The organism is Klebsiella sp. JB_Kp042 (genome assembly GCF_040065275.1).
In the GTDB taxonomy this organism is placed as follows: Bacteria; Pseudomonadota; Gammaproteobacteria; order Enterobacterales; family Enterobacteriaceae; genus Klebsiella; species Klebsiella quasipneumoniae.
Genome location: NZ_JBEAJL010000026.1, coordinates 147,686 through 168,656 on the forward strand (window position 1 = coordinate 147,686; position 20,971 = coordinate 168,656).

The 20,971-nt window shown below is 57.6% G+C and carries 18 protein-coding genes and 1 other annotated feature; of the genes, 7 read left to right on the forward strand and 11 right to left on the reverse strand.

The window, feature by feature from the left end; all coding sequences use genetic code 11:
• The 9 genes from ABLV54_RS09020 to ABLV54_RS09060 form a co-directional block, all read right to left on the reverse strand.
• The gene (locus ABLV54_RS09020; RefSeq protein WP_032454205.1) at nucleotides 1-1,305 is read right to left on the reverse strand and encodes an inosine/guanosine kinase; all 1,305 of its coding nucleotides are present in this window, start codon (nucleotides 1,303-1,305) and stop codon (nucleotides 1-3) included.
• Between the two features lie 63 nt (nucleotides 1,306-1,368).
• A complete protein-coding gene (gene hemH / locus ABLV54_RS09025) occupies nucleotides 1,369-2,331 on the reverse strand; it encodes a ferrochelatase (RefSeq protein WP_023288653.1) in 963 nt (320 codons plus the stop codon).
• A gap of 128 nt (nucleotides 2,332-2,459) precedes the next feature.
• Complete coding sequence (adk, locus tag ABLV54_RS09030; protein ID WP_002892184.1) at nucleotides 2,460-3,104, reverse strand: adenylate kinase; 645 nt, start codon at nucleotides 3,102-3,104, stop codon at nucleotides 2,460-2,462.
• Between the two features lie 222 nt (nucleotides 3,105-3,326).
• A complete protein-coding gene (htpG, locus tag ABLV54_RS09035; protein WP_023288652.1) occupies nucleotides 3,327-5,201 on the reverse strand; it encodes a molecular chaperone HtpG in 1,875 nt (624 codons plus the stop codon).
• A gap of 111 nt (nucleotides 5,202-5,312) precedes the next feature.
• A complete protein-coding gene (recR, locus tag ABLV54_RS09040) occupies nucleotides 5,313-5,918 on the reverse strand; it encodes a recombination mediator RecR (protein WP_002892177.1) in 606 nt (201 codons plus the stop codon).
• Nucleotides 5,918-6,250: a YbaB/EbfC family nucleoid-associated protein gene (locus ABLV54_RS09045; RefSeq protein ID WP_008805448.1), complete on the reverse strand. Its 333-nt coding sequence runs from the start codon at nucleotides 6,248-6,250 to the stop codon at nucleotides 5,918-5,920. The genes recR and ABLV54_RS09045 overlap by 1 nt, the downstream gene beginning before the upstream one ends.
• Before the next feature lie 57 nt (nucleotides 6,251-6,307).
• Complete coding sequence (gene dnaX, locus ABLV54_RS09050) at nucleotides 6,308-8,215, reverse strand: DNA polymerase III subunit gamma/tau (protein WP_050533072.1); 1,908 nt, start codon at nucleotides 8,213-8,215, stop codon at nucleotides 6,308-6,310.
• Nucleotides 6,911-6,975 (reverse strand) — a sequence feature (DnaX frameshifting element). Its footprint overlaps the gene before it by 65 nt.
• A gap of 92 nt (nucleotides 8,216-8,307) precedes the next feature.
• Nucleotides 8,308-8,859 (reverse strand): adenine phosphoribosyltransferase, encoded by a 552-nt coding sequence (gene apt, locus ABLV54_RS09055; protein WP_023288650.1) that lies wholly within the window; start codon nucleotides 8,857-8,859, stop codon nucleotides 8,308-8,310.
• A gap of 150 nt (nucleotides 8,860-9,009) precedes the next feature.
• Nucleotides 9,010-9,387: a DUF454 family protein gene (locus ABLV54_RS09060; protein WP_004204740.1), complete on the reverse strand. Its 378-nt coding sequence runs from the start codon at nucleotides 9,385-9,387 to the stop codon at nucleotides 9,010-9,012.
• Between the two features lie 69 nt (nucleotides 9,388-9,456).
• Here ABLV54_RS09060 and priC point away from each other — a divergent pair, with 69 nt between their 5' ends.
• The 3 genes from priC to ABLV54_RS09075 all read left to right on the forward strand — a co-directional run bounded on the left by priC (nucleotide 9,457) and on the right by ABLV54_RS09075 (nucleotide 11,137).
• Nucleotides 9,457-9,984 carry a primosomal replication protein N'' gene (gene priC / locus ABLV54_RS09065; RefSeq protein WP_048296890.1) on the forward strand — a complete coding sequence of 176 codons (528 nt, stop codon included), beginning with the start codon at nucleotides 9,457-9,459 and terminating at the stop codon, nucleotides 9,982-9,984.
• A gap of 12 nt (nucleotides 9,985-9,996) precedes the next feature.
• Nucleotides 9,997-10,170, forward strand: a complete 174-nt coding sequence (gene rsmS, locus ABLV54_RS09070) for a pleiotropic regulatory protein RsmS (RefSeq protein WP_004204742.1) — start codon at nucleotides 9,997-9,999, stop codon at nucleotides 10,168-10,170.
• A 67-nt stretch (nucleotides 10,171-10,237) separates the two neighbouring features.
• Complete coding sequence (locus ABLV54_RS09075) at nucleotides 10,238-11,137, forward strand: Rpn family recombination-promoting nuclease/putative transposase (RefSeq protein WP_050533073.1); 900 nt, start codon at nucleotides 10,238-10,240, stop codon at nucleotides 11,135-11,137.
• Between the two features lie 35 nt (nucleotides 11,138-11,172).
• On the opposite strand, the gene mscK is transcribed toward ABLV54_RS09075, so the two are convergent.
• Together mscK and acrR are read right to left on the reverse strand one after the other, a co-directional pair.
• Nucleotides 11,173-14,520 (reverse strand): mechanosensitive channel MscK, encoded by a 3,348-nt coding sequence (gene mscK, locus ABLV54_RS09080; protein ID WP_044521298.1) that lies wholly within the window; start codon nucleotides 14,518-14,520, stop codon nucleotides 11,173-11,175.
• Between the two features lie 129 nt (nucleotides 14,521-14,649).
• Complete coding sequence (gene acrR, locus ABLV54_RS09085; RefSeq protein ID WP_023288646.1) at nucleotides 14,650-15,300, reverse strand: multidrug efflux transporter transcriptional repressor AcrR; 651 nt, start codon at nucleotides 15,298-15,300, stop codon at nucleotides 14,650-14,652.
• Between the two features lie 142 nt (nucleotides 15,301-15,442).
• Between acrR and acrA the strand changes: the two genes are divergently transcribed.
• The 4 genes from acrA (at nucleotide 15,443) to ABLV54_RS09105 (ending at nucleotide 20,908) form a co-directional block, all read left to right on the forward strand.
• Entirely contained in the window at nucleotides 15,443-16,636 is a 1,194-nt protein-coding gene (acrA, locus tag ABLV54_RS09090) for a multidrug efflux RND transporter periplasmic adaptor subunit AcrA (RefSeq protein ID WP_023288645.1), read from the forward strand.
• A gap of 22 nt (nucleotides 16,637-16,658) precedes the next feature.
• Complete coding sequence (acrB, locus tag ABLV54_RS09095; RefSeq protein ID WP_023288644.1) at nucleotides 16,659-19,805, forward strand: multidrug efflux RND transporter permease subunit AcrB; 3,147 nt, start codon at nucleotides 16,659-16,661, stop codon at nucleotides 19,803-19,805.
• A gap of 483 nt (nucleotides 19,806-20,288) precedes the next feature.
• Nucleotides 20,289-20,663, forward strand: coding sequence for an Hha toxicity modulator TomB (tomB, locus tag ABLV54_RS09100; protein WP_002892066.1), 375 nt, complete (start codon nucleotides 20,289-20,291; stop codon nucleotides 20,661-20,663).
• 26 nt (nucleotides 20,664-20,689) lie between these two features.
• Nucleotides 20,690-20,908, forward strand: a complete 219-nt coding sequence (locus tag ABLV54_RS09105; RefSeq protein ID WP_002892050.1) for an HHA domain-containing protein — start codon at nucleotides 20,690-20,692, stop codon at nucleotides 20,906-20,908.
• Nucleotides 20,909-20,971: the final 63 nt, after the last annotated feature.

A 20,971-nucleotide genomic window follows, 5' to 3' on the forward strand; every position in this document is an offset into this window, starting at 1 on the left:
TTACCGATCCCAGTACGCCTCTTCCAGGCTGTCCTCACGTTCCGGCAGGCCGCGGGTTAAGCGCGGCGAGTGCTGGTTCAGCACCTGATAGCTTACGCGGTTGGCATATTTACACACCTGCGCCAGCGAGGAGTAGGTCAGCCATTTGCATTTGTGTTTGCTGGAGTTGGGGACGTTATTGCGATGGTAGTTATTGGCGGTGATGTCATGCAGCAGCGCCGCCAGCGCGCCGTCCCCTGCGCCGTTGGTGTTCATGATCTTCTCCGGGCCACCCATATACGGCGCAATATGCGAATAAATCCGCAGCGGATTGACGCAGTCCTGGTGACGCATCGCGCGACTGAATTCGAACTGGTTAAATTCCGGGATCGCCCCCGGCAGCAGCGGATGCTGGGTCTTACGCTTCGCCTCTTCTTCAGTGAAGCCCGCCATATACAGCCCCGCCGGTCCGGCGGTGCACAGCACCAGGTCGACCCAGTCCAGCGCTTTATCCGCCGCCGACAGCGGATCGGCAAAGCCGGTCAGCGCTTCCCCTTCCTCTTCATTCATCGCCAGAATCGAGACATGCTCCTGCAGGAACTGCTGCCACCACGCCGGGTTATCGGCAATCACGTATTTGGTTCCAAGAGTCAACACCACCGGCACATCATGCTTTTTGGCATACTCGATGGCTTTCATCGTCGCGTCCGGCATCGGCTCGCCCGGCTTGCAGCGTACCAGGTAGGAGGTCAGCACCAGCGCCGAGGCGCCGGCGATCACCGCTTCCGGAATGCTTTCCGGGCGCAGCTTGTTCATATGACCCGGGCTGATGGCGAAGGTGCGCTCGCCGCTGTCGCTGATCAGGGTGAAGCAGCGGCCAATGGCGCCGTCGACGCCCTGCAGATAGTTCAGATCGGTACGGCTGGAGGTATTGCACAGGTAGCGATAGGCATAGCCGCCGATTTCGATATTGCTGCACATGACGCCAAGCAACACCGAGCGATCGTCCGCCAGCACCGAGTAGTTGTGCATGGTATTGCCGATCGTGCCGCCGGCAAACTGATGGGTAATAAGATTATTGCGCACCAGCTCCTGGTACAGCGCCTCAGCGACGTCATCTTCAATCACCAGCGAGTGGCCCGCGCTCAGGCCGTAGCGCACGATAAACGCCTCATCCACTTTCGCTTCGATATCCACCAGCGTCTGGTCGATACCCACCACCCAGGAGACGCTGGATTCATTCTCCGGCTGAATTTGCTGCAGCAGCGGATCGCGGGCGTTAACGGGAAAATAGTGTTTGGATTTGCGTTTACCGGGAAATTTCATAGTGGCGCTTAAATAACAGGGAACAAGCGGGAAATAGTAGCATATTCCCCGCCCTGCGCGCGATCAGCGATAAGGCGCCGTCAGGTTGACCATCATCTCAATATGCGCGGCGTCCGCGTTAAGCGCCGGAATGTATTCATATTGCTTTCCGCCCGCTTCGAGGAATATTTCCCGGTTCTGGACGGCGATCTCTTCCAGCGTTTCGAGACAGTCGGCGGCAAACCCCGGGCACAGCACCTGAATATGCTTCGTCCCTTTCTCGCCGAGCATCTTCAGCGTCTCATCGGTGTACGGCGTCAGCCAGGGTTCCCGACCAAAGCGCGACTGGAAGGTCATCATCACCCGCTCCGGCGGCAGCCCCAGCGCGGAGACCAGTTCCCGCGTGGTATCGCGACAGCGCTGAGGATAATCATCCCCTTGATTGGCATAGCGCTGCGGGATCCCATGATAGGAGAGCAGCAGCAGATCCGGTTCCCCATGAACGGCAAACGAGGCGCGCACGCTGGCCGCCAGGGCATGGATATAGTCCGGGTGCCCGGCGTAATCGCGAATAAACGAGATACCGGGAATGGCGCGTTTCTTCGCGAGGATCCGCGCCAGCTCATCCCAGACGGCAGCCACCGTCGAGCAGGAATATTGTGGATACAGCGGCAGCACTACGATGTGCCCCACCCCCTGCGCCAGTAAATCATCCACCGCGCTGGCCAGCGACGGCGATCCATAGCTCATACCCAGCGCCACCGGGGTATCCGGCAGTCTGGCGGCCAGCGCCTGCTGCTGACGACGGCTGTATACCATCAGCGGCGACCCCTCTTCCATCCAGACGGACTGATAGAGTTTAGCCACGCGGGGAGAGCGAATCGGCAGTATGACGCCGCGCAGCAGCGGCCACCATAGCAGACGAGACGTATCCACCACCCGTTTGTCGCTGAGGAATTGTCGCAGATAGCGCTTCACCGCACCGGGGGTGGGCGCATCGGGAGTGCCTAAATTGGCCAGCAAGATACCTGTTTTCGTCTGATGCATTACCGCCTCTTAACCATTTGAATCGCAGCCAATTGTAGCTGAAATGGCGCTAAACGGAACCAATCATAGCAAAAGGTAGGAATGAGAGAAGTTCTCATCCTGCCGCAGCAGGATGAGAAAAGGCTTTATCAGCCGAGGATTTTTTCCAGTTCGGCGCGCACGTCAGCCACCGCTTTGGTGCCGTCGACTTTGGCGTATTTGGTGTTGCCCGCCTGCGCTTCTTTGGTGTAGTAGCCGATCAGCGGCGCCGTCATCTGATGATATTCCACCAGACGCTTACGCACGGTCTCTTCCTGGTCGTCTTTACGGGTGGTCAGCTCTTCGCCGGTCACGTCGTCTTTGCCTTCCACCTTCGGCGGATTAAATTTGATGTGGTATACGCGACCGGATGCCGCGTGAACGCGACGGCCAACGATGCGGTCGACGATCAGTTCGTCCGGCACATCGAATTCCAGCACGTAATCAACGGTAATGCCCGCTTCTTTCATGGCGTCAGCCTGCGGAATAGTGCGCGGGAAGCCGTCCAGCAGGAAGCCGTTACGGCAATCTTCCTGGGCGATACGCTCTTTAACCAGCGCGATAACCAGCTCATCGGTCACCAGCTTGCCGGCGTCCATGATGTCTTTCGCTTGCTTACCGAGCTCGGAGCCGGATTTTACCGCAGCGCGCAGCATATCGCCGGTGGAGATTTGCGGAATACCGTATTTCTCCATGATGAACTGAGCCTGAGTTCCTTTACCCGCGCCCGGAGCGCCAAGCAGAATAATACGCATTACGAAAATCCCCTCAAAAGTCGATTCAATTTTTCAAAAACGCTAAACCATACCACCAGAACGGCGATGGCTCAAGGAAGGCGGTGCGGCTGAAACGGTTAATGGTGAGATATTTTATGCCATCCAATGTGAAATGCCCCGCCGGAGCAAATCGCTCAGACGGGGCATTTATCCCGTTCCCGGCGTCGCGTCGCTCGGCCGGGCTACTCATTCAGGTTCGCGTCAGGAAGCCAGCAGCTGGTTCATACGGCGGATAAACTGGTTCGGATCTTCCAGCGTGCCGCGCTCGGCCAGCAGCGCCTGATCCAGCAGCAGTTCCACCCATTCGCCGAACTGCGCGTCATCCTGGGTATCGGCTGCGCGTTTCACCAGCTGATGCGCCGGGTTCAGTTCGAAGATGTATTTCACTTCCGGCGCCGCCTGGCCCGCAGCCGCGAACAGCTTCGCCATCTGGGTGCTCATCTCGTCGGCATCGGTGGTGACAATCGCCGGGGTGTCGGTCAGACGATGGGTCAGACGCACCTCTTTGACCCGGTCGCCAAGCAGGTTTTTCACACGCTCAACGAACGGCTCCAGCGCTTTTTCGGCTTCTTTGGTGGACTCGTCCACTTCGTCCGCCAGTTTGTCCAGCGACTCGTCGGCTTTAGCGACAGACTGGAACGCTTTGCCGTCGAATTCGGTCAGGTAGCTCATCATCCACTCGTCGATGCGATCGGAGAGCAGCAGCACTTCGATCCCTTTCTTACGCAGCAGTTCGAGGTGTGGGCTGCTTTTCGCCGCCGCATAGCTGTCGGCAGTGATGTAGTAGATCTTCTCCTGACCGTCTTTCATACGCGAGACGTACTCTTCCAGCGACACGGTCTGCGCGGAGGAGTCGGTATGGGTGGTCGCGAAGCGCAGCAGTTTGGCGATCGCCTCCTGGTTGCTCGGATCTTCCGCCGGGCCCTCTTTCAGCACCAGGCCGAACTGTTTCCAGAAGGTCTGATATTTTTCGGCGTCGTCTTTCGCCAGCTTATCCAGCATCTGCAGCGCGCGTTTGGTCAGCGCGGTGCGCAGGTTACGGGTCACGCTGCTGTCCTGCAGGATTTCACGGGAGACGTTCAGCGGCAGATCGTTGGAGTCTATCAGGCCGCGTACGAAGCGCAGGTAGTTCGGCATAAACTGCTCGGCGTCGTCCATAATGAACACGCGCTGGACGTACAGCTTCAGGCCGTGTTTATGATCGCGGTTCCACATATCCCAAGGCGCCTGCGACGGGATATACAGCAGGCTGGTGTACTCCTGCTTACCTTCCACGCGGTTGTGGCTCCAGGTCAGCGGGTCGCTGTAGTCATGGGCAATGTGCTTGTAGAACTCTTTGTACTCGTCGTCGTTAACTTCAGACTTGCTGCGGGTCCACAGGGCCTGCGCCTTGTTGATTTTTTCCCAGCTGATAACGGTTTCGCCGTCTTTCTCTTCCTGTTTTTCAATCTCAACCGGCAGCGCGATATGATCGGAATACTTGCTGATGATGGAGCGCACGCGCCAGTCGTTGAGGAAATCGTCCTCACCTTCGCGCAGATGCAGGGTGATTTCGGTCCCGCGATCGGCTTTGGTGATGTCGGCCACGGTATATTCCCCTTCGCCGGCGGATTCCCAGAACACGCCGTTTTCAGGTTTATCGCCTGCCGCACGGGTGCGCACGGTCACTTTATCCGCCACGATGAAGGCCGAATAGAAGCCGACGCCGAACTGGCCAATCAGCTGGCTATCTTTTGCCTGGTCGGAACCCATGGATTCCAGGAACGCTTTGGTGCCGGATTTGGCGATGGTGCCGAGATGATCGATAACCTCTTCCCGGTTCATGCCGATACCGTTATCGGCGATGGTCAGGGTACGGTTGTCTTTATCAAACGAAACCCGCACGCGCAGCTCGCCGTCTCCCTCATACAAATCCGGCTGCGACAGCGCGCGGAAACGCAGCTTATCGGCCGCATCAGAGGCGTTGGAAATCAGCTCACGCAGAAAGATTTCTTTGTTGGAATAGAGGGAATGGATCATCAGGTGCAGAAGCTGTTTTACTTCTGACTGAAAACCACGAGTTTCTTGTCCTTTCATCTGATTCAACCTCAACAATGCCATTTTAAATGGGTAAAAAACCGTTGAGTGGGAGATGGGGACAGCGGGGAAATTTTTCAAGCGGAGGCGGCGATGGCCGCCTCCATTTGTTCAGAAAGTAATCTTGTGGCGACCGGCCAGCGAGTGGGACAGCGTGGTGCCGTCGACCATCTCCAGCTCGCCGCCCACCGGCACGCCGTGGGCGATTCGGCTGGCGTCGACGCCATACTGCGCGCACAGCTCTGCGATGTAGTTGGCCGTCGCCTCGCCCTCAACGGTCGGGTTGGTGGCAAGGATCACCTCGGTGATCGACTCCGCCTCCAGCCGTTGTTCCAGGCGATCGAGCCCGATGTCGTCAGGCCCGATGCCGTCGAGCGGCGACAGGTGCCCCATCAGCACGAAGTAGCGGCCGGAATACTGCCCGGTCTGCTCAATGGCGTAAATGTCCGCCGGACTCTCCACCACGCAGATTTGGCCGTTTTCCTGGCGACGCGGGTTGCTGCAGATATTGCACACCTCCTGCTCGGTGAAGGTGCGGCAATCGGCGCAGTGGCCGATCTCCGACATCGCGCGCGTCAGCGCCTGCGCCAGACGCATCCCGCCGCTGCGATCGCGCTGCAGCAGGGTAAACGCCATGCGCTGCGCGGACTTCGGGCCGACGCCCGGCAGACAGCGCAGCGCTTCCATAAGCTGAGTTAACAGCGGGCTGGTTTGCATCAGAACGGCATCTTGAAGCCTGGCGGCAGCTGCATACCGGCAGAGACGGAAGCCATCTTCTCTTTCTGGGTCTCTTCGATACGGCGCGCGGCGTCGTTGAACGCGGCAGCCACCAGATCTTCCAGCATCTCTTTGTCATCTTCCAGCAGGCTTGGGTCGATCTCCACGCGGCGGCAGTTGTGCGCGCCGTTGATGGTCACTTTCACCAGACCCGCGCCGGACTCGCCGGTCACTTCCAGCTGAGCGATCTCTTCCTGCATCTTCTGCATTTTGTCTTGCATCTGCTGGGCCTGCTTCATCAGGTTACCCAGGCCGCCTTTTCCACCAAACATAGGCTTCTCTCTCAGTCAGTCATCATTAAAGGTACTGACTGCAAGTCAAACTTGCAGTCAAATGGGGCGGATACTCTCTTCATCCAGATCGGCGTCGAAGAAACGACGCAGGGTCTGAATGTTATTATCCGCAATAATCGCGTCGCGCGCCTGCGCGAGCTTCTCTTCATAAATAGCCTGCCGCCACTCCAGCGGCGTGCGCATCGCGGGATTATCGTCTTCCACGATGGTCAATTCAACCGGCGTACCGTACAACACCCCCAGCGCTTCAGCCAGCTTTTGCTGCGCGCCGGCGGAATTGAGGTGGCGCTGACTGGGGCGCAGATGCAGACAGACGCGATTGCCCTCCTGCTCTTTCCACGCGTTGAGCGCCACCTGCTCGACCAGCTTCGGTACCGCCAGCTGGCTCACTTCCGCCGCCCAGCTGTCGCGCTCGACCGCTTCAACGGCAAGCTTAGCCGCCAGCTCCGGCGTTTTTTCATGCTCCAGCGCTTTTTTCAGCGCTTTAGGCGTGGCGACTTCGACTTTGGTCTCTTCAACCACCGTCGTCGCCTTCCAGCGATAGGCCTCTTTCTTCGCCGGGGCCTGCTCCAGCGCCGCCGCGGCCGGACGAGCCTGGACGCGCTCGGTAATCGAACTCAGTCGCTCCAGCGCAGCGTTATTCACCGGCCGCGCGCGGGAAGCGGCTGCCGGTTCACTCTTTTTTGGGGTGGTTGCTCCCTGGCTGCGCTGCAGGTGGCTGCGGGCCGCCAGCACCTGGCTGGTGGTCGGCGGCAAACTCTGCGACGGCTGCGGCGGCGGCGCTGCGGGGGAAACCGGCTGGCGCGGCGCGGGCGCGGCGGCCAGTGCCGGCTGCACCTCCGGCTCGGGCAGCGGCTTACGCGGATGAAACGCCAGGGCGCGCAGCAGCGTCATTTCGACGCCCATCCGCCGGTCCGGGGCATAGGGCAGCTCTTTGCGGCCAATCAGCAGCGTTTGGTAGTAGAGCTGAACGTCGCCCGGCGGTACGGTGCGCGCCAGTTCGCGCATTCGCACTTCGACCGCGGCCATGTCGGCGCCCAGCGCTGAAGGGGACAGCTGAACCATGGCGATGCGGTGCAGCAGGCTCTGCATCTCCACCAGCAGCGCCTCCCATTCAACGCCGCGCGCGGCGGCGTCATTGACGCCCGCCATGACCCGCTCGCCATCGGCGGCGACCAGGGCTTCAATCAGCGACAGCGCCTGATCGTCATCGAGGGTGCCGAGCATGGCGCTCACCGACGCCGCCGTCAGTTGCCCTTCTCCACTGGCAATAGCCTGATCGGTCAGACTTAAGGCATCACGCAGGCTGCCGTCGGCGGCGCGCGACAGAAGCTGCAGCGCGCGGGGCTCGAAGGCAATCTGCTCTTCGCCAAGAATATGCTCCAGCTGATGGCGGATCTGTTCAACGTCCAGCGCCTTCAGGTGGAACTGCAGGCAGCGGGATAAGATCGTCACCGGCAGCTTCTGCGGATCCGTCGTCGCCAGCAGGAATTTGACGTGCGCCGGCGGCTCCTCCAGCGTCTTTAATAACGCGTTGAAGCTGTGGCGCGACAGCATATGGACTTCGTCGATGAGATAGACCTTAAAGCGGCCGCGGGCCGGCGCGTACTGGACGTTATCCAGCAGGTCGCGAGTATCTTCGACTTTGGTTCGCGAGGCGGCGTCAATCTCAATCAGATCGACAAAGCGCCCCTGTTCTATTTCCCGGCAGTTATCGCACATGCCGCAGGGGGTGGCGGTGATGCCGGTTTCACAGTTTAACCCTTTCGCCAGCAGGCGGGCGATGGAAGTCTTACCGACCCCGCGGGTACCGGAAAAGAGATAAGCGTGATGAATGCGCCCTAACGACAAGCCGTTCGCCAGTGCGGTCAGCACATGTTCCTGGCCGACGACGTCAGCAAAGGTTTGTGGGCGCCATTTACGGGCTAAGACCTGATAACTCATGGGCTGGCTCTGAAACGCTGGAAGGTGAAATCACGAAGGGGTCATGCTATCACAGCCCCGCCCGATCGGCGAGGCTATGTGGAGGGATTTGCTTAGTGGCCCGGGAACGGCACCAGACTGTAGCAGTGGACCCCCAGCTTCTCCAGGCGCTGTTCGCCGCCCAGATCGAAGAGATTGATAATGAAAGCGGCATCCTGTACTTCGCCGCCGAGACGGCGGATCAGTTTGACCGTCGCGTCGATGGTTCCGCCGGTCGCCAGCAGATCGTCCACCACCAGCACTTTGTCGCCCGGTTTGATGGCGTCAACGTGGATCTCCAGCTGATCGGTGCCGTACTCCAGCTCATAGCTCTCAGCGATGGTTTCACGCGGCAACTTACGCGGCTTGCGTACCGGAACAAAGCCCACGCCCAGCGCCAGCGCAACCGGTGCGCCGAAAAGGAAGCCACGCGCCTCAGTCCCTACCACTTTGGTAATTCCCGCGTCTTTGTAGCGCTCGGTCAGCAGTTCAATGCTGAGCGCGTAAGCTTTCGGGTCTTCCAGTAAACTGGTGACATCGCGGAAAAGAATGCCAGGTTTTGGATAATCCTCGATACTCTGGATGCTGTTCTTCAGATATTCAAGCTGCTGTGCAGTTGCGGTCATAAGTGTATGCCTGATTGAAACGGTGTTACCCACGGGCGTGCAAAAGGGGCCAAAGAAACATTTGTTTAACCTTTGACCAGGCTTACCCGCGCTCGAAAACGCCAGAATTTACTGGCTGTCAGCAACAATTGCAACAGGCTTTATTGCGCATCAGTGCTTTTGTTGCTTTGCGTCAACCACCGGAATGCGCCACATAAAGATCAGCAGACAGGCCAGAATGACCAACAGCATAATGCGCACCCACGTAAGCTTAACCAGCCACAGTGAAATAGCAAAAGTCGCTACGATCATGGCAATGGCGCGCGGTTTGGCGCCGCGGGGCATGGCGCGGTACTGCTGCCAGTGGCGAAGATAGCCGCCGAACCATGAGCGATACAGCAGCCACTGGTGAAAGCGCGGCGATGAGCGGGCAAAGCACCAGGCGGCGAGCAGAATAAACGGCGTCGTCGGCAGCAACGGTAAGAAAACGCCCAGCGTACCCAGCGCTACCGCCAGCCAGCCGATAATGGTTAAAATAACAGGTGGCATAATGCGAATCGTTATCAAACAGATACGGCTACTGTAGCACAGTTGGCTGATGGAAAATGGAGGGGGTGGGTGAAAACAGCTCAACTTTTACAAACGCTGAACAATCAGCTCAGCGAGCTGGCCGCGCTGGTGGCGCCGCTGGCGGAGCACGCGACCCTCAGCCCGCGCTTTGACCGCCAGCTCTTCCACACCCGCAGCACGCTGATGCAGGCCTATCTGGCGGAAGCCCAACACAACTTCAGCCAGCTCCGCCAGGCCGTCGAGCGCCAGCAGCTGCCGCAGGTAGCCTGGATCGCCGAGCGGCTGGCGGCGCAAATCGCCGCGCTGCGTCGCGAAACCGCCACCTGGTCGCTGCGCAGTTGGGACCATGCCTCGCCAACGCTGAGCCGCTGGCAGCGCCGTCGCCTGCAGCATCAGGAGTATGAGCGCCGCCTGCTGGCGATGCGCGACCAACGCCAGCGCCAGCTGACGCAGGCTACCAGCCTTGACGAGCAGCAGCGGCTGGCCAGCGAAGTCGAGGTCTACAGCGGACGGCTGGCGCGCTGTCGACAGGCGCTGGACAAGATTGAAAACGTACTGGCGCGGCTGACGCGCTAACAGGAGAGTCCGATGTCGCTGGAAAATGCCCCCGATGAGGTCAAACTGGCCGTCGATTTAATCATGTTGCTGGAGTCGCATCAGATCCCGGCGCAAACGGTGCTGGACGCGCTGGAAATTGTCAGGCGGGATTATGCAAACAAGTTAAAAAACGCGGAAAGCGCCTCGCAAACGCCGCAGAAGTAAGATGTTGCCCACGACGACGTGCTGGCAGAGTGGTCCTCTGCGCATGACGCCGATGGAGGCAATATTGATGGAAAAGGTCAGTCAAACCCCGCACGATGCGGTTTTTCGCCAGATGCTGATGCATCAGGCGGTGGCGAAGGATTTCCTGCAGCTGTATCTGCCCGCGCCGTTTCTGGCAATTTGCGAGCTGGATTCACTGCAGCTGGTCTCCGGTAGCTTTGTTGAAGAGGACCTGCGCGCCAGCTATTCCGATATCCTTTACTCACTGCGCACCCGCCACGGACCGGGCTATGTTTACGCGCTGATTGAGCACCAGAGTACCCCGGACAAGCTGATGGCGTTTCGCCTGCTGCGCTACGCGCTGGCCGCCATGCAGCGTCATCTGGACGCTGGCCACGACACGCTGCCGCTGGTGGTACCAATTCTGTTTTATCACGGCAAGGCCAGCCCCTGGCCCTGGCCCCGCAACTGGCAACAGCTATTCGCCGAACCGGCGCTGGCGAAGGCGCTCTATAGCGGTGATTTTCCGCTGGTGGACCTCACCATTATGCCAGATAATCAGATCGTCCGTCATCGGCGTATGGCCATGCTGGAGCTGTTGCAAAAGCATATCCGCCATCGCGATCTGGCCGAGCTGCAGGTGCCGCTGATTGCGCTGATGACGCAAGGCTATCTGACAGAAGCGCAGTTAAATACGCTGCTGCGCTATATGTTGCAGGCGGGTACCACGGAACATCCGGGGGCGCTGATCCGCGCGCTGGCGGCGCAGTCGCCCAGACATAAGGAGCTGATGATGACCATTGCCGAATGGCTGGAAGAGAAAGGCCGTAAACAGGGGCAGCAGGAGGGCGAACAGGAAGCCACTCGCAGCATCGCCGCCAGAATGCTGGCGCGCGGCCTCGAACGTCAAATCGTGCGGGAACTCACCGGGCTTAGCGACGAAGAGCTCGCCGCGCTGACGCCCTGATGCAGCAGGGGCGGCTTTGCGCCGCCCCTTTTCAGTTAAGACGCGACGGAGGGAGCTAAATCGTCACCCTTTCCGTCCCGCTTCACTTCCGTGACCTCGTCGCCCTTTTCATTTCGCAGATGGACTTCCAGCTGGTTAAAGGCAATGTTGATGTCATTCTCCCGGCACAGACGGTCGATGGCGCGGTTGAGCTCATCCACCGTGTAGCTGCGATCGCGCAGTTCACGGACATACAGACGCAGTTCATGATCCAGGGTACTGGCCCCGAAGGTGGTGAAGAAGACCGCTGGCGCTGGCTCCTGCATCACTTTCGGATGATCGTGCGCGACCTTCAGCAGCACCTCCTTCACCTTATCCAGATCGGAACCGTAGGCGACGCCGAGGCGGATCACCACGCGGGTCACGGTGTCGGAGAGCGACCAGTTGATCAAGCGCTCGGTAACGAACGCCTTGTTCGGGATGATCACCTCTTTGCGATCGAAGTCGGTGATGGTGGTGGCGCGAATACGGATTTTGCTTACCGTACCGGAGAAGGTGCCGATAGTCACCGTATCCCCAATGCGCACCGGACGTTCGAACAGAATAATCAGGCCGGAGACGAAGTTACCGAAGATCTCCTGCAGACCAAAACCTAAACCAACCGACAGCGCGGCCGCCAGCCATTGCAGTTTATCCCATGAGACGCCCAGCGACCCGAATACCGTCATCGCCCCGATGGCGATAATCGCATAGTTAAGAATGGTGGTAATGGCGTAGGAAGTCCCCTGGCGCATGTTGAGCCGCGACAGGACCAGCACCTCCAGCAGCCCCGGCAGGTTGCGGATCAGCGCCCAGGCAACCATCGACGCCACAATGGCAAACAGCAGGCTGCCCATCGTAACGCTGCGCACCACGCTGGCCCCTGCCTCGGTGCCGTTGTAATGCCAGAGGGTAATGCTGTCGAGATAGGCGAAAACGGTGATCAAATCCGACCAAATCGCCCAGAACATGACCGCGAACAGCGCGATCATCACCAGCATGGTGATGCGTAACGTCTGCTGGTTGACCTGCTCGAGGGCGATAGTCGGCTCCTCCTGCGGCTCGGCGCCTTCCGCGCCCTCCTTCACCAGATGCTGACGGCGCGCCAGCGCCCGGCGCCAGGCGATGCGCCGCGCCGCCACGCTCAGGCCGCGCAGCACAGTCTGGTACAGCAGGTTCCAGATCATGACCAGATAGACGGTCTCGATCCAGCGTCCCGCCAGGCGCAGCGTGGTGTAGAAGTAGCCGGTCGCCGTCAGCACCATCAGGGCCACCGGAACGATAGACAGCACCGTGATCGTCAGCAGGCGCAGGCTGTGCGACTCTTTATCGCGCCAGCTTTCCCGGCACATCGGCCAGACCAGCACCGCTATCAGCAGTAAGTTGAAGAAAATCACCAGCTGCCCCAGCACGTCGTCCATCAGGTTCAGCGGCGACAGCTCGGAAATCACCGACCAGAAATTCAGCGGCAGCAGCGCCAGGCTGACGCGAACAATCTGCCGCCGCCAGTGGCTGGTCAATTGCGCCGGCATATTAAAGTGGCTGACCGCTACGCCGTTCTTTTCCAGCACTTTCCAGCACAGGCCAAACACCAGCCAGAACATCGCCAGCTTTTTACTGTATGCCCACAGTAGAGCACTGATATTGAGCTGCATGGTGAGTAAGATCAGGCCAATCGCCAGAATCACCAGCACCACCGGTAAGGCGCGGATCAGGTCGATAAGGATCGCCTTCGGCGTATGCAGTTGGGTATCATTCCGCAGCTGGCCTACCTGGGAGGCAAGCTTTGCCTGATAATCCTTGAGCCACTGCAAACGCCAGCGGATCAGGCCGGCAATCAGCAGCAGCGGTAATCCGGCAAGAAAAGCGACAAACACCGCCGGCCACGCTTTTTCCCAGTTCACGGTGATTTTCATCGCCTTAAACTGACCTTTCAGCGCTTCCGGGAAGGCCTTAATCCACTCCCAGTCCATCGGTTTATTGCTGTTCACCCAGAAAATTTGCTGGGTCAGAATTTCTTTCAGGCTGCTCGAGACGCTCATCAGCTGCTGCTGGTTGATCTGCAGGTTGATGGCCATCATCAGCTGATTCCCCAGCTGTTTATTGAACTGGTCGAGCAGCTCCCGGCGCATGTCGATCACTTCCAGCAGCGCGGCGTGCACTTCATCGTTTACTTCAGCGCTGTGCCCCTCTTCCAGCTTGGCGACATAGGCATCGCTCTGGAACAGCGCGTCGCGTTTCTGATTCACCTCGAACTGTTCGAGCCGCAGATCGGCAATGCGATTGGTCATATCCTGCAGCTCATCCGCCGACGGCAGAGTCTGCTGCTGCTGGTAGAGAATGCGCGACAGCAGCAGGCTGCCCTTGAGCACGGAAATTTGCTCTTTAATATCCCGTTCAGACTGCAGGGCGCGGTCGAGCCAGTTCTTCACCTGAATATTGCGCTGCACCAGCTGGTTGCCGTTCTCCGTCGCCTGAATCAGCTTCTCGCTCAGCTGGTGGTTGATATCCAGCTCCTGCTTGACCAGCGGGTTGGCCTGAATACGCGCCGTTTCGTCGGGCGTGACCGCCTCCTGGGCGGTTTTCTCAGTCAGGGTCAGCCGCTTGCTGTTCACCGCCTCCTGCAGCAGCTGCAGCTGATGCTCCAGCCGGTTGCTCCAGGCGGTGACGTAGTCACGCTGCTTCTGCAGGGTATCCTGCAGCACCGTATTGCCTTCGAGGCTCTTGCGCTGCTGCTCGATCTGCGCGTTAAGCAACGCCTGCTGGGCCTGCAGCAGCACCTGCTGGGTCGGACGCAGAGTCTCATCCCCCACCGAGGTGCCATTCAGACGATTGCGGATCTGCTGCAGCTGCTGGGAGGCTTTGTACATCGCATTTTGCACGCGTTCCGGCTGCGTTTGCAGGGAAACCAACTGGCTGTTGTAGGTCGCCAGATCGTTTTGCGCATTCTGCAGATCGTCCAGCGTTTGGGTGACGCGTGATTCCAGCTGACGCAGGGAGAGCGTGCTCAGCGTTTTGCGCGTCGCATCGTCGTTCGGGACATCGCTCAGATTGTTAAGGCTGTCCACCGCCTGGCGCAGCTTCGCCGGGGCTTGCTCGACCTGCTGGCGGAGCTGCGTCGTCTCGCTCTTGATGCGATCGATTTTATCCAGCGTTTCCAGGGTCTGGGTCAAATCCTGCTGGACCAGTTTATCCTGCGGAGTCAGTTCTTTTTGCTTGTTTAATGTATTGAGCTGACTCTGCACCTCCGCCCGGTCAGGGAGGTCCGCGGCGCGGCCCTGAACTGGACTGAAAAGGCCAATAAAACAGAGCAGTATAATGATAAAGATGAACGTGGCGCGTTGCCTGGAGATCGTGTGCAGCATAGTTAATATGAATGAATGCAAATGCCGGAGAATACCGGGGGTCGTCGCAAGCGCGAAGAATAGCACTTCTCATCGCTGGCGAATAGCGGCGGACGGCGCTAAAAATTCACGTCCCCCCGCGCGCGACGTTTACGCTGACAGGTTCTCCGGGCCGCGCAGCGTGGGGCAGAACTGATACATCTCCAGCAGGATGGCAACATAATCGCGCGCTTCCGCATGCAGGTCGAACGAGTCGGGGGCAAACAGCCAGTTCTCCATCAGGCCGGAAAGATAGCTGCGCATTAAAATCGCCGCTCGCCGGGTGAGTAAATTGGCGGGCAACAGCTTCGCGGCGATGCACTCTTTCAAGGTCTGCTCAATGCGCTCGTAGCTCGCCAGGGATAACTGCCGCTGGGCCTGCTGCACCACGGTCATTTCACCGACGAATTCGCACTTATGGAAGATAATCTCCATCATCAACCGACGGCGCTCCTCTGTCACCGTCGCTTCAAGAACATAGACTAGTATCTCCCTGATAACTGAGAGTGGATCGTTAGGGAATTTTGCCCGATACTCAATTTCGAGATCGCTAATACTGGCGTCTGACAGCTCCCAAATTTCGTTGAATAAATCTGATTTATTCTTGAAATGCCAGTAGATAGCCCCCCTCGTTACACCCGCAGCTTTTGCAATTGTTGCCAACGAGGTAGATGATACGCCTTGCTGCGAAAACAGACGCAGAGCAACATCCAGAATCAGTTGCCGGGTTTCACGTGCCTGTTGTTTGGTTTTTCGTGCCATAGGTTAATGACTTTACAGAGGTTACGTTTACATACATTTGTGAATGTATGTACCATAGCACGACCATAATAGAAAGACTGTAGTGGGTTTGTGGTTGTTTGAGCCACTGAACATTTTGAAATTGGACACTCGAGGTTTACATATGAACAAAAACAGAGGGTTAACGCCTCTGGCGGTCGTTCTGATGCTCTCAGGCAGCTTAGCGCTAACAGGATGTGACGATAAACCGGCTCAACAGGGAGCCCAGCACATGCCGGAAGTCGGTATTGTGACGCTCAAATCCGCACCTCTACAAATGACCACCGAACTGCCAGGCCGCACCAGCGCCTATCGCATTGCGGAAGTCCGCCCTCAGGTCAGTGGCATTATTTTGAAACGTAACTTCGTCGAAGGTAGCGATATCCAGGCCGGCGTCTCCCTGTATCAGATCGATCCAGCCACCTATCAGGCCAGCTATGACAGCGCCAAAGGCGACCTGGCAAAAGCCCAGGCGGCGGCAAACATGGATCAACTGACGGTCAAGCGTTATCAGAAACTGTTAGGCACTAAGTATATCAGTCAACAAGACTACGATACCGCCGTCGCAACGGCGCAGCAGAGCAATGCGGCCGTGGTCGCGGCGAAAGCGGCCGTGGAAACCGCGCGCATCAATCTGGCCTACACCAAAGTCACCTCGCCGATCAGCGGCCGCATTGGTAAATCCGCGGTGACCGAAGGGGCGTTGGTGCAGAATGGTCAGTCAACCGCTCTGGCAACCGTTCAGCAGCTGGATCCGATCTATGTTGACGTCACCCAGTCGAGCAATGATTTCCTGCGCCTGAAACAGGAGCTGGCCGATGGCCGTCTGAAACAGGAAAACGGTAAAGCGAAAGTGGAGCTGGTGACTAACGACGGTCTTAAGTATCCGCAGTCCGGCACCCTGGAGTTCTCGGATGTGACCGTCGACCAGACCACCGGCTCTATCACGCTGCGCGCCATTTTCCCCAACCCGGATCACACCCTGTTACCGGGGATGTTTGTCCGCGCGCGTCTGGAAGAAGGGGTTAACCCTGACGCCCTGCTGGTGCCGCAACAGGGCGTGACCCGTACGCCGCGCGGTGACGCCAGCGTCATGGTAGTGGGTGAAGGCGATAAGGTCGAAGTCCGCCAGGTCACTGCTTCTCAAGCGATTGGCGATAAATGGCTGGTCACTGACGGTCTGAAATCCGGCGATCGCGTTATCGTCACCGGCCTGCAAAAAATCAAACCAGGCGTGCAGGTAAAAGCGCAGGAAGTAGCTTCTGATGATAAACAGCAAGCCGCAGGCAACGCGCCATCAGAACAAACCAAGTCTTAACTTAAACAGGAGCCGTTAAGACATGCCTAATTTCTTTATCGATCGCCCCATATTTGCATGGGTGATCGCCATCATCATCATGCTGGCTGGGGGATTATCGATCCTCAAATTGCCGGTGGCGCAATATCCGACGATTGCGCCGCCAGCAATTTCCATTACCGCCATGTACCCCGGTGCTGACGCCGAAACCGTGCAGAACACCGTGACTCAGGTTATCGAACAGAATATGAACGGTATCGATCACCTGATGTACATGTCCTCGAATGGCGACTCCACCGGTACGGCGACCATCACCCTGACCTTCGAATCCGGTACCGATCCGGACATCGCCCAGGTTCAGGTTCAGAACAAGCTGGCCCTGGCCACCCCTCTGCTGCCGCAAGAAGTACAGCAGCAAGGGATCAGCGTTGAGAAAGCGTCCAGCAGCTTCCTGATGGTTGTCGGCGTCATTAACACCAACGGCACCATGAACCAGGACGACATTTCGGACTACGTGGCGGCCAACATGAAGGACCCGATCAGCCGTACCAGCGGCGTCGGCGACGTTCAGCTGTTCGGTTCCCAGTACGCGATGCGTATCTGGATGGATCCGAATAAACTGAATAACTTCCAGCTCACGCCGGTGGACGTGATCAGCGCGCTGAAAGCGCAGAACGCCCAGGTAGCCGCTGGTCAGTTAGGCGGTACGCCGCCGGTGAAAGGCCAGCAGCTCAACGCCTCCATCGTCGCACAGACGCGTCTGACCAATACGGAAGAGTTTGGCAACATTCTGCTGAAGGTGAACCAGGATGGTTCCCAGGTTCGTCTGCGTGATGTCGCCAAAATTGAACTGGGTGGCGAAAGCTATGACGTGGTGGCGAAGTATAACGGCCAGCCTGCGTCCGGTCTGGGTATTAAACTGGCTACCGGCGCGAACGCGCTGGATACCGCCAACGCGATCCGCGCTGAACTGGCGAAGATGGAGCCGTTTTTCCCGTCGGGGATGAAAATCGTTTACCCGTATGACACCACCCCGTTCGTGAAAATCTCTATTCACGAAGTGGTTAAAACGCTGGTGGAAGCGATCATCCTGGTCTTCCTGGTGATGTATCTGTTCCTGCAGAACTTCCGCGCCACCCTGATCCCGACCATCGCGGTGCCGGTGGTCCTGTTAGGGACCTTCGCGGTGCTGGCGGCGTTTGGCTTCTCGATAAACACCCTGACGATGTTCGGGATGGTGCTCGCCATCGGCCTGCTGGTGGATGACGCCATCGTGGTGGTCGAGAACGTCGAGCGCGTCATGGCCGAAGAAGGCCTGCCGCCGAAAGAAGCGACGCGTAAATCGATGGGGCAGATTCAGGGCGCGCTGGTAGGTATCGCCATGGTGCTGTCGGCGGTATTTATCCCGATGGCGTTCTTCGGCGGCTCAACCGGGGCCATCTATCGCCAGTTCTCCATCACCATCGTTTCCGCGATGGCGCTATCGGTACTGGTCGCGCTGATCCTGACGCCGGCGCTGTGCGCCACGATGCTGAAGCCTATTCAGAAAGGCAGCCATGGCGCGACCACGGGTTTCTTCGGCTGGTTTAACCGCATGTTCGATAAGAGCACGCACCATTACACCGACAGCGTAGGCAACATTCTGCGCAGCACCGGTCGTTATCTGGTGCTGTATCTGATCATCGTGGTGGGTATGGCGTGGCTGTTCGTTCGTCTGCCGAGCTCGTTCCTGCCGGACGAAGACCAGGGGGTGTTCCTGAGTATGGCCCAGCTGCCTGCCGGCGCCACCCAGGAGCGCACGCAGAAAGTGCTGGATGAGATGACGAATTACTATCTCACCAAAGAGAAAGACAACGTGGAATCCGTGTTTGCGGTTAACGGCTTCGGCTTCGCCGGCCGCGGCCAGAACACCGGTATCGCGTTCGTCTCGCTGAAAGACTGGAGTCAGCGTCCAGGCGATGAAAACAAAGTTGAAGCGATTACCGGTCGGGCGATGGGCTACTTCTCGCAGATTAAAGACGCGATGGTCTTCGCCTTTAACCTGCCGGCTATCGTTGAACTGGGTACCGCGACCGGCTTTGACTTCCAGCTGATTGACCAGGGCGGCCTGGGACACGAAAAACTGACCCAGGCACGTAACCAGCTGTTTGGCATGGTGGCGCAGCATCCTGACGTGCTGACCGGCGTGCGTCCTAACGGTCTGGAAGATACACCGCAGTTCAAAGTCGATATCGATCAGGAAAAAGCCCAGGCGCTGGGCGTCTCCATCAGCGACATTAACACCACGCTGGGCGCCGCCTGGGGCGGAAGCTATGTCAACGACTTTATCGACCGCGGCCGCGTGAAGAAAGTGTACATCATGTCCGAAGCGAAATACCGTATGCTGCCGGAAGACATCGGCAAGTGGTATGTTCGCGGCAGTGATGGTCAGATGGTGCCGTTCTCCGCCTTCTCCACCTCGCGTTGGGAATACGGTTCGCCGCGTCTGGAACGCTACAACGGTCTGCCATCAATGGAAATTCTTGGCCAGGCAGCGCCAGGCAAGAGTACCGGTGAGGCGATGAGCCTGATGGAAGAGCTGGCGGGTAAACTGCCGTCGGGTATTGGCTACGACTGGACCGGGATGTCTTATCAGGAGCGGCTGTCCGGTAACCAGGCCCCTGCCCTGTATGCCATCTCGCTGATTGTCGTCTTCCTGTGTCTGGCAGCGCTGTATGAGAGCTGGTCGATTCCGTTCTCGGTCATGCTGGTCGTACCGTTGGGTGTGGTCGGCGCGCTGTTAGCCGCCACCTTCCGCGGTTTAACCAATGACGTTTACTTCCAGGTTGGCCTGTTGACCACCATCGGCCTGTCGGCGAAGAACGCGATACTGATCGTTGAATTCGCCAAAGACCTGATGGAGAAAGAGGGCAAAGGGCTGATTGAGGCGACGCTTGAAGCGGTACGTATGCGTCTGCGTCCGATCCTGATGACCTCCCTGGCGTTTATCCTTGGGGTTATGCCGCTGGTTATCAGCTCCGGAGCGGGCTCCGGTGCGCAGAACGCCGTAGGTACAGGCGTAATGGGCGGGATGGTGACCGCGACGATCCTGGCAATCTTCTTCGTGCCGGTGTTCTTTGTGGTGGTGCGACGCCGCTTTAGTAAGAAATCGGAAGATATTGAGCACAGCCATCAGGTTGAGCATCATTAATCTGCACTGATGAACAAAGGGCCGCTACCGCGGCCCTTTTTTTGATCATTACCCACAGGGCACATATTGCCATTGTTTATTTTTCGCGCTGCATTTAATATATATTGATGTGTTCCCGGCTATATCTATCACGCTGTTTAGCCCTTAGGATCTTCTTACGCTCATTTACCAGGAATAATCCTAATATCATCATCACGGCCGGCGGTTTCTGAACGCGACGACTGCCTGCCTTAAGCCAATGATTGATAAGACATCTCTATTTTTCAGGCTGCGCGCCCGGGTCGGAGAATTTAATTCGTCTATTTTTAAGATAATTTCTCTCTGATAATTGTAATTTTTCGTAATAGCACGATGAAATCTGTTGGAGAGTGGATTATAGTTAAATCAGCAGGATTACTCAGTTAGTGTCAGGTCAGTTAGTCGTGTTCATCCCACAACGGTGTTTGTTAGTCGTCGTTTAAACCACTCAAAAGGGGATGCGTTATGGACGAATACTCGCCAAAAAGACATGATATCGCACAACTACGCTTTCTCTGCGAAACGCTGTATCATGACTGCCTTGCAAACCTGGAAGAGAGCAACCATGGCTGGGTCAACGACCCGACATCGGCTGTCAATCTCCAGTTAAATGAACTGATCGAGCACATTGCCACATTCGCCCTTAATTATAAAATTAAGTACGCTGAGGATAATAAGCTGATCGCTCAGGTTGACGAATATCTGGACGATACATTTACATTGTTCAGTAACTACGGCATTAACTCTACGGATTTGCAAAAGTGGAAAAAATCCGGTAATCGGTTATTTCGTTGTTTTGTCAACGCCAGCCGGGAAAATCCGGCCAGTCTTTCGTGTTAGGATTATTACAATCAAAAGGTGGAATTATGTCTGATAAGCCATTAACTAAAACAGACTATTTGATGCGCTTACGCCGTTGCCAGACAATTGACACGCTGGAGCGCGTCATTGAAAAAAACAAATATGAACTTTCTGATAATGAGCTGGCGGTATTTTACTCAGCCGCCGATCATCGTCTGGCTGAACTGACCATGAATAAGCTGTACGATAAGATCCCGACGTCCGTGTGGAAATTTATCCGCTAATTACCGCGCCCGACGCGGTCTGCTGACCGGACGGTAATCGCCAGCCTCAGCAGGGTATCTTTG